19 protein-coding genes, 1 tRNA gene and 1 other annotated feature are annotated in these 14,774 nt (G+C 37.7%); of the genes, 5 read left to right on the top strand and 15 right to left on the bottom strand.

The window, feature by feature from the left end:
* Positions 1-21: 21 nt before the first annotated feature.
* The 4 genes from ilvC to CEQ21_RS18155 form a co-directional block, all read right to left on the bottom strand.
* A complete protein-coding gene (gene ilvC, locus CEQ21_RS18170) occupies positions 22-1,044 on the bottom strand; it encodes a ketol-acid reductoisomerase (RefSeq protein ID WP_127737187.1) in 1,023 nt (340 codons plus the stop codon).
* Between the two features lie 46 nt (positions 1,045-1,090).
* Entirely contained in the window at positions 1,091-1,609 is a 519-nt protein-coding gene (gene ilvN, locus CEQ21_RS18165) for an acetolactate synthase small subunit (protein WP_185765729.1), read from the bottom strand.
* Positions 1,606-3,321, bottom strand: a complete 1,716-nt coding sequence (gene ilvB, locus CEQ21_RS18160) for an acetolactate synthase large subunit (protein ID WP_185765728.1) — start codon at positions 3,319-3,321, stop codon at positions 1,606-1,608. Before ilvB ends, ilvN begins: the two co-directional genes overlap by 4 nt.
* A 118-nt stretch (positions 3,322-3,439) precedes the next feature.
* Positions 3,440-3,702: a binding site (T-box leader), on the bottom strand.
* Between the two features lie 432 nt (positions 3,703-4,134).
* Entirely contained in the window at positions 4,135-4,368 is a 234-nt protein-coding gene (locus CEQ21_RS18155) for a YolD-like family protein (RefSeq protein ID WP_268878995.1), read from the bottom strand.
* 412 nt (positions 4,369-4,780) lie between these two features.
* Here CEQ21_RS18155 and CEQ21_RS18150 point away from each other — a divergent pair, with 412 nt between their 5' ends.
* Positions 4,781-5,191 (top strand): GNAT family N-acetyltransferase, encoded by a 411-nt coding sequence (locus CEQ21_RS18150; protein WP_185765727.1) that lies wholly within the window; start codon positions 4,781-4,783, stop codon positions 5,189-5,191.
* A gap of 15 nt (positions 5,192-5,206) precedes the next feature.
* Here the strand turns inward: CEQ21_RS18150 and CEQ21_RS18145 are convergent, their stop codons facing one another.
* Complete coding sequence (locus CEQ21_RS18145) at positions 5,207-5,425, bottom strand: WYL domain-containing protein (protein ID WP_185765726.1); 219 nt, start codon at positions 5,423-5,425, stop codon at positions 5,207-5,209.
* A gap of 112 nt (positions 5,426-5,537) precedes the next feature.
* On the opposite strand from CEQ21_RS18145, the gene CEQ21_RS18140 reads away from it, so the two are divergent.
* Both CEQ21_RS18140 and CEQ21_RS18135 read left to right on the top strand, forming a co-directional pair.
* The gene (locus CEQ21_RS18140; RefSeq protein ID WP_185765725.1) at positions 5,538-5,846 is read left to right on the top strand and encodes a YolD-like family protein; all 309 of its coding nucleotides are present in this window, start codon (positions 5,538-5,540) and stop codon (positions 5,844-5,846) included.
* Positions 5,847-5,859: 13 nt separating this feature from the next.
* A complete protein-coding gene (locus CEQ21_RS18135; protein WP_185765724.1) occupies positions 5,860-6,219 on the top strand; it encodes a YhjD family protein in 360 nt (119 codons plus the stop codon).
* A gap of 88 nt (positions 6,220-6,307) precedes the next feature.
* On the opposite strand, the gene CEQ21_RS18130 is transcribed toward CEQ21_RS18135, so the two are convergent.
* Positions 6,308-6,829 (bottom strand): GNAT family N-acetyltransferase, encoded by a 522-nt coding sequence (locus tag CEQ21_RS18130; RefSeq protein ID WP_185765723.1) that lies wholly within the window; start codon positions 6,827-6,829, stop codon positions 6,308-6,310.
* A 201-nt stretch (positions 6,830-7,030) separates the two neighbouring features.
* On the opposite strand from CEQ21_RS18130, the gene CEQ21_RS18125 reads away from it, so the two are divergent.
* Positions 7,031-7,273, top strand: a complete 243-nt coding sequence (locus CEQ21_RS18125) for a hypothetical protein (RefSeq protein ID WP_185765722.1) — start codon at positions 7,031-7,033, stop codon at positions 7,271-7,273.
* Between the two features lie 119 nt (positions 7,274-7,392).
* Positions 7,393-7,824, top strand: a complete 432-nt coding sequence (locus CEQ21_RS18120; protein WP_185765721.1) for a ferritin family protein — start codon at positions 7,393-7,395, stop codon at positions 7,822-7,824.
* A gap of 124 nt (positions 7,825-7,948) precedes the next feature.
* Here CEQ21_RS18120 and CEQ21_RS18115 read toward each other — a convergent pair whose 3' ends face one another.
* The 9 genes from CEQ21_RS18115 to CEQ21_RS18075 form a co-directional block, all read right to left on the bottom strand.
* Complete coding sequence (locus CEQ21_RS18115) at positions 7,949-8,146, bottom strand: hypothetical protein (RefSeq protein ID WP_185765720.1); 198 nt, start codon at positions 8,144-8,146, stop codon at positions 7,949-7,951.
* A 593-nt stretch (positions 8,147-8,739) separates the two neighbouring features.
* On the bottom strand, positions 8,740-9,165 hold the full coding sequence (locus CEQ21_RS18110) for a hypothetical protein (protein WP_185765719.1): 426 nt from the start codon (positions 9,163-9,165) through the stop codon (positions 8,740-8,742).
* Positions 9,162-9,485, bottom strand: a complete 324-nt coding sequence (locus CEQ21_RS27490) for a DUF4879 domain-containing protein (protein ID WP_185765718.1) — start codon at positions 9,483-9,485, stop codon at positions 9,162-9,164. The genes CEQ21_RS18110 and CEQ21_RS27490 overlap by 4 nt, the downstream gene beginning before the upstream one ends.
* A 1,196-nt stretch (positions 9,486-10,681) precedes the next feature.
* Positions 10,682-10,755 (bottom strand) — tRNA-Arg (locus tag CEQ21_RS18100).
* Between the two features lie 131 nt (positions 10,756-10,886).
* A complete protein-coding gene (locus CEQ21_RS18095) occupies positions 10,887-11,396 on the bottom strand; it encodes a metallophosphoesterase family protein (protein WP_185765717.1) in 510 nt (169 codons plus the stop codon).
* Between the two features lie 15 nt (positions 11,397-11,411).
* Entirely contained in the window at positions 11,412-12,005 is a 594-nt protein-coding gene (locus CEQ21_RS18090) for an XTP/dITP diphosphatase (protein ID WP_185765716.1), read from the bottom strand.
* Positions 12,006-12,157: 152 nt separating this feature from the next.
* On the bottom strand, positions 12,158-13,213 hold the full coding sequence (locus CEQ21_RS18085) for a GerMN domain-containing protein (RefSeq protein WP_185767321.1): 1,056 nt from the start codon (positions 13,211-13,213) through the stop codon (positions 12,158-12,160).
* Between the two features lie 132 nt (positions 13,214-13,345).
* Positions 13,346-14,143 (bottom strand): glutamate racemase, encoded by a 798-nt coding sequence (racE, locus tag CEQ21_RS18080; RefSeq protein ID WP_185765715.1) that lies wholly within the window; start codon positions 14,141-14,143, stop codon positions 13,346-13,348.
* 10 nt (positions 14,144-14,153) lie between these two features.
* The gene (locus tag CEQ21_RS18075; RefSeq protein WP_127737155.1) at positions 14,154-14,612 is read right to left on the bottom strand and encodes a MarR family winged helix-turn-helix transcriptional regulator; all 459 of its coding nucleotides are present in this window, start codon (positions 14,610-14,612) and stop codon (positions 14,154-14,156) included.
* Positions 14,613-14,774 lie beyond the last annotated feature (162 nt).

The following is a 14,774-nucleotide window of genomic DNA, read 5'->3' as shown; positions in this document are numbered from 1 at the left end:
GTAGTTTATATATAGCAGGTCTTATTTTTGGCCACTGCCTACAACTTCTTTTTTCCTTGAACTTTTTACAAATGGCATCATAGAACGAAGCTCTTTGCCGACTGTTTCGATTAAATGCTCACTTTCTCTTGCGTTGATTGCATTAAAGACAGGTCTGTTCGCTTGGTTTTCCAAAATCCAGCCTTTTGCGAACTTGCCTTCTTGGATGTCTGTTAATACTGCTTTCATTTCCTTCTTCACATCTTCTGTTACGATTCTTGGTCCTGTTACAAAATCGCCCCATTGTGCAGTATCAGAGATTGAGTATCTCATGCCAGCCATTCCATCTTCATACATCAAGTCAACGATTAATTTCAGCTCGTGCAAACACTCGAAATATGCCAATTCAGGCTGGTAACCAGCTTCCACCAATGTTTCAAAGCCAGCTTTTACAAGTGCAGTCAAGCCGCCGCATAATACTGCTTGCTCACCGAACAAATCTGTTTCTGTTTCTTCTTTAAATGTTGTTTCCAAAGCTCCTGCACGCAATGCGCCGATTGCTTTTGCGTATGCTAACGCAAGCTCTCTTGCTTCTCCCGTAACATCTTGGTAGATTGCGAATAACGCAGGCACGCCAGCCTCTTGTTCAAATGTTCTTCTTACTAAGTGACCAGGACCTTTTGGAGCTACCAACAATACATCACTTGAGCTTGGTGGTACGATTTGGCTGAAGTGAATATTAAAGCCGTGCGCAAACATTAATGCTTGGCTAGTTAAGTTCGGCTTGATTTCTTCATTATAAACCTTTGTTTGCTGCTCATCTGGAAGCAAAATCATAACAACATCAGCTTTCGCTGTTGCTTCTCCAACTGAATAAACATCAAAGCCGTCTTCAGCTGCTTTATCCCATGATTTCCCTTGTCTTAAGCCAATGATTACATTAACTCCGCTGTCCTTCATATTTAGTGCATGTGCATGGCCTTGTGATCCGTATCCAATTACAGCAACCGTTTTTCCTTCAAAGTATCCTAAGCTTGCATCTCCGTTATAGTACATTTTCGCCATTTTAAATTTCTCCCTTTTTAGTAGATTTGTTTTTATATAAATTTAATTAAACAATAGAGTAATGGTTTCTTTGACTAGTGTTTTTCTGAGACCCACGCGGGAATGCAGTGGTGCCAGTTCTTGCAATCTCTTTGATTCCGTATGGTCTTATCAGCTCAATAAATGCTTCTATCTTTGAAGCTTCACCAGTTATCTGAATGACTAAGCTTTCTTTGCTCACATCGATTACAGATGCCCGGAAAGGCTCAATTAAGGAGTACAGCTCATTTCTAGTGGCTGGTGTTGCCAGTACCTTAATTAAGGCAAGCTCCCTTTCAACAATTGCCTGGTCAGTAATATCCACAACTTTTAATATGTCGACTTGTTTATTAAGCTGCTTTGTCACCTGCTCGATGACACCCTCACTCTCTACATGAACAACACATGTAATTCTGGATATACCTTCTTGCTCCGTATGACCAACCGAAATGCTTTCAATATTATAGTTTCTTTTTGAAAACAAATTGGTAATCCGGTTCAAAACACCAGATTTATTCATGACTGTTAAACTGATTATTCTTTTCATGGTTTCATCCCCACCATTTCGTGTAAACCTTTGCCTGGTGCAATCATCGGATAAACATTTTCATTAGGATCAATACGGAAGTCTAAGACAACTGGCTCCCTGTTATGAAGGACTTCATCCAATATTTTGTCAGCATCCTCAAGATTCGAAATTTGATAGCCTTTAATGCCATATGCTTCTGCAAGCTTGACAAAGGACGGCTGCACAGATTCCTTACTGTGAGAGAAGCGCGACTCGTAAAAGAATTCCTGCCATTGCCTTACCATTCCTAATGCTTGGTTATTGAAAATGATGATTTTGATCGGCAAGTTCAACTCCCTGATAAGAGCTAATTCTTGGCTGCACATTTGGAAACCGCCATCACCACTGATGGATAGAACGGTTGCATCCTTGTCGGCAATTTGTGCACCGATGCTTGATGGCAAGCCGAATCCCATCGTTCCTAATCCACCTGAAGTTACCCATTTATTAGGGTCCTTAAAGCGGTAGTATTGTGCTGTCCACATTTGATGCTGTCCTACATCTGTTGTTACAATTGCTTCCCCATTTGTCTTTGTATGAAGAAGCTCAAGTATTTGCTGTGGCTTCAACTTGTCGGAATCTTCGTAATAATAAGGGTATTCGTTTTCCCAATTTTCAATCTTTTTTAACCATTCGTCATGCTCTGAACGTTTTCCATTTTGATTGATTAACTCTGTCAATGCTTCTTTCGCATCTGCTACGACTGGGATTTTTGTTGGAATAATCTTGCCAATTTCAGCTGGATCGATATCGATATGTGCCTTAATTGCATTTGGAGCAAAATGCTGCAAATTACCTGTCAAGCGGTCATCAAATCTCGCTCCAACATTTACAAGTAAATCACATTCGTACAATGCCATATTAGCCGCATAACTGCCATGCATTCCGCCCATTCCGACGAACAAACTGTTATCCTCAGAAAGTCCACCTAAGCCAAGCAATGTGTGTACAACGGGAATTTGCTGCTGTTCTGCGTATTCCTTCAACTCAGCTGATGCCTTTGAGAAAATAACCCCTGCTCCTGCCAGAATGACTGGTTTTTTAGCAGCACTGACAGCCTCTGTCAGCTTACGGATTTGCAAATAATTTGGCTTTGTAGTTGGCTGATAGCCCGGCAAGTCCACTTCTTGCTCCTGAGGCACCTCAGTCACAGTTGCAGCGATATCCTTCGGCACGTCAATTAAAACTGGGCCAGGTCTTCCGCTTGTAGCAATAAAGAAAGCTTCCTTAACAATTCTCGGAATGTCTTCCAAGCTTCTGATTTGACAATTATATTTTGTGATTGGTGTTGTAATGCCAAGAATATCTGCCTCTTGAAAGGCATCTGTCCCAATAACGCCTGTCGCTACCTGTCCAGTGAAAACAACAAGTGGCAAGGAATCCATCATCGCGTCCGCAAGCCCTGTCACAATATTTGTTGCACCAGGACCTGATGTGGCAATAACTACTCCTGGTTTTCCAGATATGCGAGCATAGCCTTCAGCAGCATGTATTCCGCCTTGTTCATGTCTCGGAAGGACATGGAATATTTTTGAATCGTATATTTTATCGTAAATCGGAAGAACTGCACCTCCCGGATAGCCGAAAATATACTCCACATTTTCCTTTTCTAAAGCTTTCAGCAATAGATCTGCCCCAGTTAATGGCTTTGTCTTAGCCTTCGTCTCTTCAAAGGCGGTTTTCTGTATCATCAATATAACCTCCTTATTAAGGTGATTTAATTTTTACAATGATTTCGCCAGCAACACCAGTTGATTTATATCATAAAAAAAGCCTCCACACCCCCAATGTTTACTTTACTAAGTAGACAAAAGGGGTGAAAAGGCTTTTTTTAGCTTTTCCACGGTACCACCCTCATTCATACACTAAAGCGTGTATGCACTCAATGAACAGTTCGTTCCTTTTTTGGTAACGAGTGGCGTGTCACTCGGTTAGCTCTACTGCACAAATGTGTTTCAAGCCAACACTCAGAGGTGAGTTCATTCTTGATCGGCTTCACCGGTTCTCAGCAACCCACCGGCTCTCTGTGGAATCCCAAATCAGGAACTACTTATCCTCATCATCGTATTTTTCATTATCTTTTATTTAGGTAATAGGCTTACTTAACGACGGTATTTCAAATGGTTTCAATAGCTTTCTAAGCTGTGTTTTTTATTTTCTGTTTTGCTTTTGTTGAGGTTATCTTACGCCGATTTGAAACAAGAGTCAACACCCTTTTTAAGAATTGTTCGATAATTCAAACAAAATCAAGATTGCAGTAACCGCTTACAATATTGATAAATAAATAACGCCTGTACTTTGTAAAATTCTAAAAAATTTTTTTTACTAATTTTTTTAATCTTTAAGTCCTGTTTTTTGATGGTACAAACAAAAACGATTCTTTATGGAGAATTCATTATAATACGATAATGTGAGCTGCGTATACGAACTTGTCAGATTTCCTGACAGCCTTTTTACAAAAAACCGCTTCCTTGTTAGGAAAGCGGTTCCATTTTTAATTATACTTAACCAGCTGTTGGTGCGATATCATGAATCCATGATAGTTTAATTTGGAGGATATTCTCTTTCTCATCCTTCAGGTTTAATGTTTGCTCATGGAGGTTCAATAACTCAACACTGCCCTTGCATGTTTGTAAAAGTCCATTTTTATAGTAATTAATGACTAATTTCCGGTTTCTTGCTAACTCTTTTAAAATCATGTTTTCCTTCTCCTTTACATAGTCTCCTATCTGTTTCATCTATATTTCACTGCAATTGTTTATAGTTAGAATTTACTATATGTATAGTATACACTATTATCAGTAAGCGTTTCCAACATTTTTGTGTACAATTTGTGAACTTTTTTACAAAACCGATAGGGATGTTATCTACAATATAACCATTTACCGATTTCTTAACCGTTTACACCAACCTTTTTTCCTATTTTGTCGTTACTATCTGAAAATACTTATTAGAAAAGCTGACAAATGATGTTTAAAGAGTTTTCAGTATATAAGGGACAAGACATGTTTTTATACAATTCACCTTTAAGAAGAAAGCGATTGTTATACTGAAATAGATTTTTCAGACAATTTAACAAATTTTATCATTTTTTTGCCGATAACTAGTCTTTTCACTTTATAATAAAGAAAAAGCTGCAGGAGGCACTATATGAATTCACTAACAGTAATTGAATACAAATACAATGAAAAGATAACACCAGAACAGCTTTCCCTTTTATTCCTTGCTTCTGAACTTATTCGTCCAACAGACGACTATCCGCGGCTACAGAAAATGATTAATCATGCAGATATACTTTTTACGGCATGGAATGGGGATCAATTAGTAGGGGTGGCAAGGGCAGTAACGGATTTTAGCTACTGCTGCTATCTATCTGATTTAGCAGTCGATAAAAGCTATCAAAAGGAAGGCATTGGCAAAACTTTGCTACAACTATTAAAAGAGCATATCGGAGAGGAAGTCGCCCTTATTCTTCTTTCGGCTCCTGATGCGATGTCCTATTATCCTCACGTTGGCTTTGATAAAATCGACAATGGCTTTCGCATCGCAAGAAAAAAATAACTGCCACACATTTTTTCAGGCCTTTTTTCTGCCTGCAACTGCAAAGGAAACAGCGAGGATAGAATCCAGCTTAAATATTCTTGGCTGTTTTCTCTGCAGGCAATATGCCTTAATATAGCTTCCCTTCATCTCCCGCATAAGAATAGTCCTCTTCGTGAAACATTCATTTCCGCTCATATAAATGATTTCGATTGCCCGATTTTCCTGTAGTGCTCTTTCTAACTGACGATTCATCTAATATTTCACTCCTTTCTTGCATATATCATATACGAACAAACGTTCCAAATCAATCTTGATTAAGAACATTTGTTCTGATATATTAAAAAGACAAAAGGAGATGGATGTTATGATTAAAGAAAATAAATTAAAATGGACTGCAATGTTATTTCCGCAACAGCCAAAACAAGGGGTAGTCGAAAAAAATGCGGAATCAACTAAGGCTTTCTCAACTGATACTGACATGCTTATACATGAAGCAATGGAGTACAACTGGTCACTTGAATACAGAGTTAAGCTTGAGGAATCAATCTATTCGCTATATGGAACGACTATTTTCATCGATTATGTCAAAAGAGAACTGCGAGTAAAGGGAATCGAGCACTCTATTCACTTTGTGCCATTCCAAAATCTTATTTCAGCGAAAAAAGCGGAATAGGAGCGTTTGAGCGATGCACGCAATTTTAGAGTCCGACCGCAAAATTATCAGTCAATCCGTGTATCTAGCACTTGTATTAGCAGTACTCGAATATGACCGCAGAAAGATTGAAGATACATCCTTCAAAATTAAAAATGTCTATATAAATCTCATCGAACATACCATGCAGAAAGTGCAATTAGACTTAAAGAAAATCAAGAATGACATGAGAGTGAACCAGCTTCATGTACAGCGAGGCCATAATGATGGGATTTCTACAGAGTATAACTTTTATTATAGAGGAGCACATGAGCCTCACCGTTTTGACAATACAAGCTTGAAAAGCAATACTCAAAAGCTGCTCATTTACTATTTAATGCGCAACAGAGAGTAATTAGCTTTCCAATGTAACTGGTGAATCTAGGGGTTACATGCACGTTAAGCTTTTAGCTTGTTTATGCAGCCCCTTTAAACGTTCAGCCTTAACGGATGCCATCCCATTCCTCTTTTAATATTGCGTAATAATATTCATCCCACCAACCATCTCCTGCTGGAATACATTTTTTGAAAAAACCTTCTTTTCTCATGCCAATTTTCTCCATTACTCTGTAAGAAGGAACATTTTCAGGCTGACATGTAGCGATAATCCGGTGAAGCTTCATACTTTCAAACCCGTATGCTAAAACTGCTTTTGCCGCTTCTGTTGCATAGCCTTTATTAAAAAAATTAGGATGAAACACCCAACCAATTTCATATGTATGCACTCCAAAATATTTAAAAAACGCAATATGTCCTATTAGCTTCTTTTCAGCTGCAAGTATCACGGCAAAGTATTCCGCATTTTCACCTTGATTATCACGTATCAATTGCTGTGTTTGCTCCACAGTCATTACACCTTCTGGAATGTAATGCATGACATTACTGTTTGAGGTATACTCATATACTTTTGGCCAATCACTTTTGGTGAATTCACGGATCAACAGCCTTGATGTCCTTATTTCCATAACAGATCCCACCCATTTTCTAAAATTTCGAAAAAATCTTCTCTCTTTATATTTCCGTCTTTATCTTTCAATTCCTGTTATATATTTACCTTAATTTAAAAGCATTAATCCAGATTATGACTCTTCATAAACAGTGATCATTTATTATTGAATAGACCAAGCATACAGGCACATAAGCTTAACAGGAAGGATGTGATTTATTTGGCAAGAAAGACCGAAAAGACATTTCTTATTGTGGTAGTTGAGGGTACTGTTATCAAGCGCATAATGATTCTTGATATACTAGTTGGTTCTGGCATTTATTATGCTTTGCAGTGGATTTGCTCAAGCATTATCATCAGTATGCTTGGCAGTGTTGTCGGTACAGAAGGGATTAAAAAAGTTCAAAAGCAGGTGAAAGGTTCTGACATTAAGTTTGTTCGCACATTAAAAATGGCAAAGTAAATAAGAAAATCCTCATCAATACTCCTCGTTTCACGAGCTCCTCTTATTACATAAGACAAGTTCCTTATCGTTATAAATTTCATAATGTAAGCTATAACAACTGCAAGGAGCTGAAAAATTTGAAGCACTATTATGAATTATATCAACAGCGCGCAAAGCAGCTTGCTGCACAAATTGCAAAGGCAATTGATGGGGAATATGCTGCAATCCACTGTTATAAAAAACTGGAAACATTAGCACCGACAAAACGAGGAAGGAAAATTATCAACGAGATACGCAAGGATGAAATCAACCATTATAATACATTCTCCTCCCTTTACAGCCAGCTAACAGGTCAAAAGCATTCGGCAGTGATTACAGAAACTTGCCCTAATAACTATCCATCAGGTATTGATTTTGCTTTTCATGACGAGCAGGAGACCGTTGATTTCTATTTAACAATCGCTGACAGCACAAGCAATGACTTAATTAAAGAATCATTCAAAAGAGCGGCAATGGACGAACAAAATCATGCGGTTTGGTTTTTATATTTTTTGCAGACGCAAAGATAAAAAAAGCACCCAGCGGATGCTTTTTTTCGTTTAAAGAGGTGTAAACCAGCCATACATAGACTGGTGAATATAAAACTAGCGCTCGACATTAATAATAGGACTCTACTACTCTAGCGTCGCTATACTATCCTTTTCTTTCTTCTGTTGAATAATGCTTTCTCAAATAATCTTTAATAGCAGAAACAAGATAAATGATTCCTAAAAGGAAAATAAGAAATACAATAAAGTAATAGCCTACTCCAGGATAAAATTCGCCAAAGCTGTTAAAGGATATTAATAAAAAGCCTATGGAAAGATAGATAGCTGCTGTTATATGCTTCATGTGGTTATTCTCCTTTTTGTGGTAATTTAAGGTTACCATGTTTTAGGAGTTGGGAAAAGTATATCTAAACAGGGAAAAGCAACTATGTAAGGTTTGGGATATGGGTGCAGTTACAAAAAAAAGCCCTACTCCGAAGAGTAAGGCATTTAACAGTGTTGTGCAAAAAACTGTTACTATTTTATTGTAACCATTTATCTTTTTATTTATACACTCTTAAAAGATTTATTTTTTCAAGAAAAGCACCCACAAAATGACCTGCTCCGTTAATGTTAGAACATCCTTCTATATTGTATTAAAGAAGGCTAGAAAAATGTTTTATACAAACAATAGAAGTTTTTATGAATTCGATAATTTAATTTTTGGTGTAAAATTTGTGGTTTCCTTAACAGCTTTCCAAAAGAATAGGCTTTCAAAACATGATTTCTGAAAAACTTATTATCCTTGTTTACGATACGCTCTTCATACGTTTTTTTCATTCCTTCTAATAATTGCTCCCTTAATTTTGAATGTAGTTTACTGATAGATGAATCAATAAGTCCTAATCCCGAATTAACAGACTTAGCTATGTGGGTTGCTCAAGCCATTCATTATATTTAAAGATTCATTATATTTAATGATTCATTCTTTCTTAATATCCAATCATCATTAGTCATCATTCCAAGGCTATATGCTTTTTTAATTATCTCTAACTGTTCAGCTTTTGACTTCGGATCACCAGGCGAAAACTTATAAACTAATTCCCATTTAGTTGTAGAATTTTCAAACGTGTTATTTTGAGCATAATGGGCATCCACTAATTCTCCCTTATCCAACATATCACAGAAGTCTGGAAAGCTCATTGATAGACGAGTCTCGTCTGTTAAAACGCGTGTTCCATCCCAATTATTACAAGCTAAGCTGCAAAAAGCTAGAAAGCGTGGATCCTTAGAAAAATCATCATTAGGACCCTTAATCGAAGTACCCTTAGAAGTCGTATACATAGGGTTAGGCATAGCTGAAGTGTTAACGGAAGTAATCATCGCAGAACACTTTCTCTTTCCAAGCTAATAGGATTGCTAGATACTATGTTTCCAAGCAAATGATTAATACCCTGTATTTGAATGGAATTAGATGGTAAGGAATCCATCGAAACTTGAAAATAATAAATCCAACCAACAACGATATTATCTGCCCCAATTATTAATTCACTATTATTCAAAGTGACATAAGTTCTAACATTAACGCCTACATTGTTAGCTAATTTTCCTTTATCATATCCAGTGAATTTAACTCTTAGAAGAAGTGTATCTCCTTTTAAAGATATATTTGCTTTCAGTTGAGTTGGACTAAGAGATTCCAACAACTTGTACGCTAGTCAATTCTGGAGCTGGAATTGTACCAGCTTTAACAATGGTACTGCTGTAAGTTACTCCTATTAATAAAATAAGTGTCAAAATACTTAGTCATTTTTTCACTTTGCATTGCCTCCATTTACTATATTTTATTTTAATTTGGCATGAGCCAAAGTAAAATCAGGTAATTCAATTTGTAGATTACCAAAGTAGAGGTTGCGTAATTACTAACAAAATATCTTCCAAGAAAAAAAGTTTCATGCAATAGATAAACCTTCAGTGGAAATTGTGAAGGTTCAATCTTGATTCTTTGGTAGAACCTACTGTATTGTATTTTTCGAGTACACATTATTGAATAAACTGAACCTGTATAGTCAGTTCCACTAACTACAATTAAATTGTAGCATGGCTACTTTAATAATAAAGTTAGACTTTTTTAACACCAATATCAGTTTTCGTTGAGAGTGCCCTAAGTAATGTTGTTGGAGTAGAGTCTGCCTCTGCAGTTTCAGTAAAAGGTAAAGTTAAAAATAGGAGTTAAATTTGCCGGTGCTGCAATAAATATTGCAATTGGTGTTGGTGCAATCCAGCCCTACATAATCAAAAAAGGAAGCAAGAATCTTCACTAAAACAGTTACTAGCAGATTAAAAGCTTGGGGTGCAAAAAAACTAGCTGTATGTGTAGGTGCTGCTGTGACGTTTGCTATGAATTATTTGGATATAGGCACAGCAATCGCTAAGTATCTTTACAAAAAAGATAAAAAGCCAAAGAATGGATGGATATATATTAAAAGGTGGTGAAGGACTTTGAAAAGTACTATTAAATATCTTACTGTTTTAGTATGGGCTGTATTATTTCTATATACATACAGTTTAATAATGCCTAAAAATGCACCGAATCTTATCATTGGTATTCTATTACTCATAGTTAGTATCTTATTTATAATGAGACTATTTGAAGGCAAAAAAAAAGACCATAGTTACTAAACATTTAGCCCTTCTCCTAAGGAGAAGGGCTTTTCCATTTATATATTAAGCTATGTAAAGGACTTTGCAAAAGTATTCAATTATGGAGCTGCGAACCAAAGATGAAAGAAGTACAGTAGAAACATTCACGAATATGATAAAAAAACACATTAAAAAAACAAAAAAGCACTCATAAACATTGATAAATCAACATTCATAAGTGCTTTCGTCTTTAAGACGTCCCAGGAGAGATTCGAACTCCCGACCGTACGCTTAGAAGGCGTATGCTCTATCCGGCTGAGCTACTGGGACATGTTTTTGTTTTTTTAACGTCCTCATCAGGACAATATTTATTATATGTGTTAGACAATATAAAGTCAACATCTTTTTCAAAGTTTTTTTCTTGAAGAGAAAATTAATTTATTTTCTCTTCAAGAAAGTTATTACATAGGGAACTCTGTTGTTAGTTCTGGAAGCAGTCCTTTGTCAAAATCGTACACTTCTGTTTTTAAGGTTTTGTCTTCTACGGATAGAATGACATATGTCTTTTCCATTCTTCCTCTTGGCAAACGCAGGCTGCCTGGGTTGATGAATAATACATCTTCAATCATTTCCATACCAAGGTAATGGCTGTGTCCAAAGCAGACAATTTGTGCGCCGACCTCTTTTGCCCTGTATAACAGCCTGCTGACAGATGATTTGACGCCATATAGATGGCCATGCACCATCAGCAGTTTCTTTCCGTTCACTTCTTGGATTGTTTCTTCTGGATATTTTGCGAAATAATCACAATTCCCTTGAACTACGACATATCCTGAAATGGCTTTGTCATCGATAGGGAGCTCCGAGTCTCCACAATGAAGGAACAGGTCTGCTTCTTCTTTATGCCTTTCCTTCAACACCTGCAGCTCATCTACAAGGCCATGGCTATCACTGACAATTAGAACCTTCATTGCCCAACACTCTCCTTACAGAACTTGCGGAAGCTGTTCCTTTAATTTTTTTAGTGCATTCGCTCTGTGACTGATACTGTTCTTCTTTTCTGGCGGCAATTCTGCCATTGCCTTGTCCTCTTCCACCACAAAGAAAATTGGATCATAGCCGAAGCCATATTCTCCTCTTCTCTCCTCTAATATTACACCTTCACAAGTGCCTGTAAACGTTTGTGTCCCGCTTGCAGGGTTGGCGATTGCTAATGTGCAGCAGAAGCGTGCTGTTCGTTTTTCTGCAGGAACTCCCTTTAATTCTTCAAGCACTTTATCCATGTTTGCCTGATCATTCTTCTGTTCTCCTGCATATCGTGCTGAATAGACGCCTGGTCTGCCTTCAAGTGCATCGACCATTAAGCCGGAATCATCGGAAATAACAACCTTTCCTAACAGCTTTGCCACTGTTTCAGCCTTTAAGACTGCATTTTCTGCGAATGTTGTGCCAGTTTCTTCGACATCCTCAATTTCTGGGTAATCAAGCAATGTTTTGACAGCATATCCAAGCGGCTCAAACATCTCCACAAACTCTTTCGCTTTTCCTCGGTTTTTCGTTGCGATAATGATTTCTTTCATTTTGCTCCCACTTCCTGCTGCGTGCATTTTTAATTATGTAGACATATTTACTTCTGCTTACATTTTACTATCAAAAAATTGGACAGTCCAATCATATATAAAATCTCAGCCTTCACGCACAAAAAAGGCTGCATAAAGCAGCCTTTTTAATATTAGAAGCTTCCAGTATTAACTTTTTCAGGACGTGATACTGGCTCAGTAAGACTTTTGCCTTCCTCATTCACAAGGTCCTGTTCGCCATTCACTGTAATGGCAACACTTTCAATGCCTTCCTGCTCTGTCAAAGACAGCACAAGAGAGTTCAACAGATCATCAGAAACGGTTTTTTCCTCTCCGTCTGCGCTATTATAGATGGACTCATTGAAGTTTAATGTTACCTTTCCGTCTGCCACAACAGGATCATCCAACAGCTTCACGTCTTGTTCCATGAAGGTTGCCAAGGCAGACCCAGTTCCTGGTCCTTCTGCGAGTTCGCCAACTGCTGCTGCAATATTATTATCACTCGCGTTGCTGACACGTTTTGTTACTGGCACATAATAATATTCGCCAGCCTCTCCGCCCACATAATAAACAGTTAGCGGCTTAGTATTAGTAATATCAGCAACATCCTTTGTATCCAAGTTAATACCCATGTCTCTTGTTAAGGAGCTTTGGATTGGCGTTTTATTGACAGGCATTTGTGCAAGCTCCTTGCCATTAACTTGCAGTTTAACGGAATCAATGGAATCAAACTGTGTTAATGTCCATGTAACTGACTGCATGATTTTAGACTCGTCACTTGCATCATAGTCGTTAAACTCCTTCGAAAAATCGACTGTAGCTACTTTATCCTTAATATTGACAGTAACTTCTGTACCTGCAGGCAATACTCCCTGGAAGCCGTTCGGCAGCATGTCTGTGACAGGACCATCTTTCACTAAATACTGAAGGCTTTCTTTAGCAACACTGTTTGTTTTCGGGATATTTAATGTTTGTGGAACAACAAATCCATCTTTATCCACTAAATATAATTCAATTGGCATGGATTCTGCTGTCTCTTCCCCAGCCTTTGCCGCTGTTTCCTCTGCCGCATTATCACTATATGTAGTTGATTGCGGTGGGTCGACGTTTTCTTTGCCATCTTTACCTCCAAATAAGCCACAGCCAGATAGCATAACAGTTGATACGAGTGCAGCAGATAAAATGGTAAGCTTTTTATTCTTAGACATCATTGATCACTCCTAAGACAGTTTGTACTAATATATATACGAGCTATTTCAAAAATTAGACCGAGCTCTTCAAAATATTTTTTTAATTTTTAAATTCAAAGAAAAAAGACTAAGCACTTTATGCTTAGTCTTTTATATCAGCTTAATTGTCTCAACCGCTTCCACCTTTTCATGGAGCCAATCTGAAGCAATTCTGGCGAAAATATCGCTTGATCCTGTTGTATAAAACTCGTGCTCATTGCTATCATGTGGCAAGGCAAGCTGATTATTATGTGCAAGGATTGTGCTTACTTCTCGCGCTGTTTCTGCTCCAGAGCTGATCACTTTAACCTTGTCCCCCATTTCCTCTCGGATAACCTTTTCCAAAAGAGGGTAATGTGTACATCCTAATATAAGTGTATCAATACCAATTCCTTTTAATGGAGCAAGAGTTTGCTTTACGATGCGTTTTGCGACAGGCCCATCGTATTCTCCACTCTCCACAAGAGGAACAAATTTTGGACATGCGAGGCTTTCAGTGCGCACCTTTTTGTTAATCTGCTTTAGCGCCTTTTCGTACGCATTACTTTTAACTGTTCCGATCGTACCAATCATGCCAATATAGTTGTTTCTCGTCACTTTTATCGCCGTTCTTGCACCAGGAACAATTACACCGATGACTGGGATGGATAGCTGCTCCCTTATTTCTTCAAGGGCGACAGCAGTCGCTGTGTTGCAGGCGATGACAAGCATTTTAATATTTTTCAGCAGCAAAAACCGCGTCAATTCCCATGTAAATGCTTTTACTTCTTCCCCAGATCTTGGCCCATACGGACATCTTGCCGTATCTCCCAAATAAATGATCTTTTCGTTTGGCAGCTGTCTCATAATTTCTTTTGCGACAGTTAATCCGCCAACACCTGAATCTATAACTCCTATTGGTCTTTCCAAACTTACCGCCTCATTTTTCCCGCATTTCTTGATGCAATCTAATGAAGTTGTCTTTTAAATGTGCAACTTCTTCCAGTGAGTAATTACCCAAAACTTCCTGTAAATACATTTGTCTTTTTTTGATTACTTCATCGATCAGCCTTTTGCCTTCATCCAGTAAATGAATACGTACAACTCGACGGTCATTAGGGTCCTTCACTCGCTGAACCAATTCATTCTTTTCCATTCTGTCAACCAAATCAGTTGTCGTACTGAAGGCTAGATACATTTTATTCGATAATTCACCGATTGTCATGTCTCCATCTTCAAAAAGCCATTGCAATGCAACAAATTGAGGCGGTGTAATTGTATAATTGCTTAAAATTTCTCGGCCCTTCTGTTTGATGATGCCAGAAATGTATCTCATATCTTTCTCAATGATTGCTATCATATCTGAATACTCTTTAGAGTTCTTTTCTTCTACATTCATTGCTACATCTCCTATTATCTGTCCAATTTATCTATCATCCACACTACTTAATAATAATTATAGTCTAGATTGAGCAAATCGTAAACGTATAGGCTAAAATGCCTTTACTGGAAGCATCCAACAAAAAAATGACAGCACTATCTGCTGTCACCCAGTCTAAAA

The sequence above is a fragment of the Niallia circulans genome (assembly GCF_007273535.1).
Lineage (GTDB): Bacteria > Bacillota > Bacilli > Bacillales > Cytobacillaceae > Niallia > Niallia circulans_B.
This window is presented reverse-complemented; position numbering and strand designations above follow the sequence as displayed.

Coding starts and splice junctions, on each gene's coding strand:
- ilvN (WP_185765729.1), bottom strand. CDS start 1,609: ATGAAAAGAATAATCAGTTTAACAGTCATGAATAAATCTGGTGTTTTG.
- CEQ21_RS18110 (WP_185765719.1), bottom strand. CDS start 9,165: ATGATTACTTCCGTTAACACTTCAGCTATGCCTAACCCTATGTATACG.
- CEQ21_RS18090 (WP_185765716.1), bottom strand. CDS start 12,005: ATGAAAGAAATCATTATCGCAACGAAAAACCGAGGAAAAGCGAAAGAG.
- ilvB (WP_185765728.1), bottom strand. CDS start 3,321: ATGATACAGAAAACCGCCTTTGAAGAGACGAAGGCTAAGACAAAGCCA.
- CEQ21_RS18075 (WP_127737155.1), bottom strand. CDS start 14,612: ATGAATGTAGAAGAAAAGAACTCTAAAGAGTATTCAGATATGATAGCA.
- CEQ21_RS18155 (WP_268878995.1), bottom strand. CDS start 4,368: ATGAAACAGATAGGAGACTATGTAAAGGAGAAGGAAAACATGATTTTA.
- CEQ21_RS18145 (WP_185765726.1), bottom strand. CDS start 5,425: ATGAATCGTCAGTTAGAAAGAGCACTACAGGAAAATCGGGCAATCGAA.
- CEQ21_RS18130 (WP_185765723.1), bottom strand. CDS start 6,829: ATGGAAATAAGGACATCAAGGCTGTTGATCCGTGAATTCACCAAAAGT.
- ilvC (WP_127737187.1), bottom strand. CDS start 1,044: ATGGCGAAAATGTACTATAACGGAGATGCAAGCTTAGGATACTTTGAA.
- CEQ21_RS18095 (WP_185765717.1), bottom strand. CDS start 11,396: ATGAAGGTTCTAATTGTCAGTGATAGCCATGGCCTTGTAGATGAGCTG.
- CEQ21_RS18085 (WP_185767321.1), bottom strand. CDS start 13,213: ATGTCTAAGAATAAAAAGCTTACCATTTTATCTGCTGCACTCGTATCA.
- CEQ21_RS18115 (WP_185765720.1), bottom strand. CDS start 8,146: ATGAAGCATATAACAGCAGCTATCTATCTTTCCATAGGCTTTTTATTA.
- CEQ21_RS18135 (WP_185765724.1), top strand. CDS start 5,860: ATGCACGCAATTTTAGAGTCCGACCGCAAAATTATCAGTCAATCCGTG.
- CEQ21_RS18150 (WP_185765727.1), top strand. CDS start 4,781: ATGAATTCACTAACAGTAATTGAATACAAATACAATGAAAAGATAACA.
- CEQ21_RS18140 (WP_185765725.1), top strand. CDS start 5,538: ATGATTAAAGAAAATAAATTAAAATGGACTGCAATGTTATTTCCGCAA.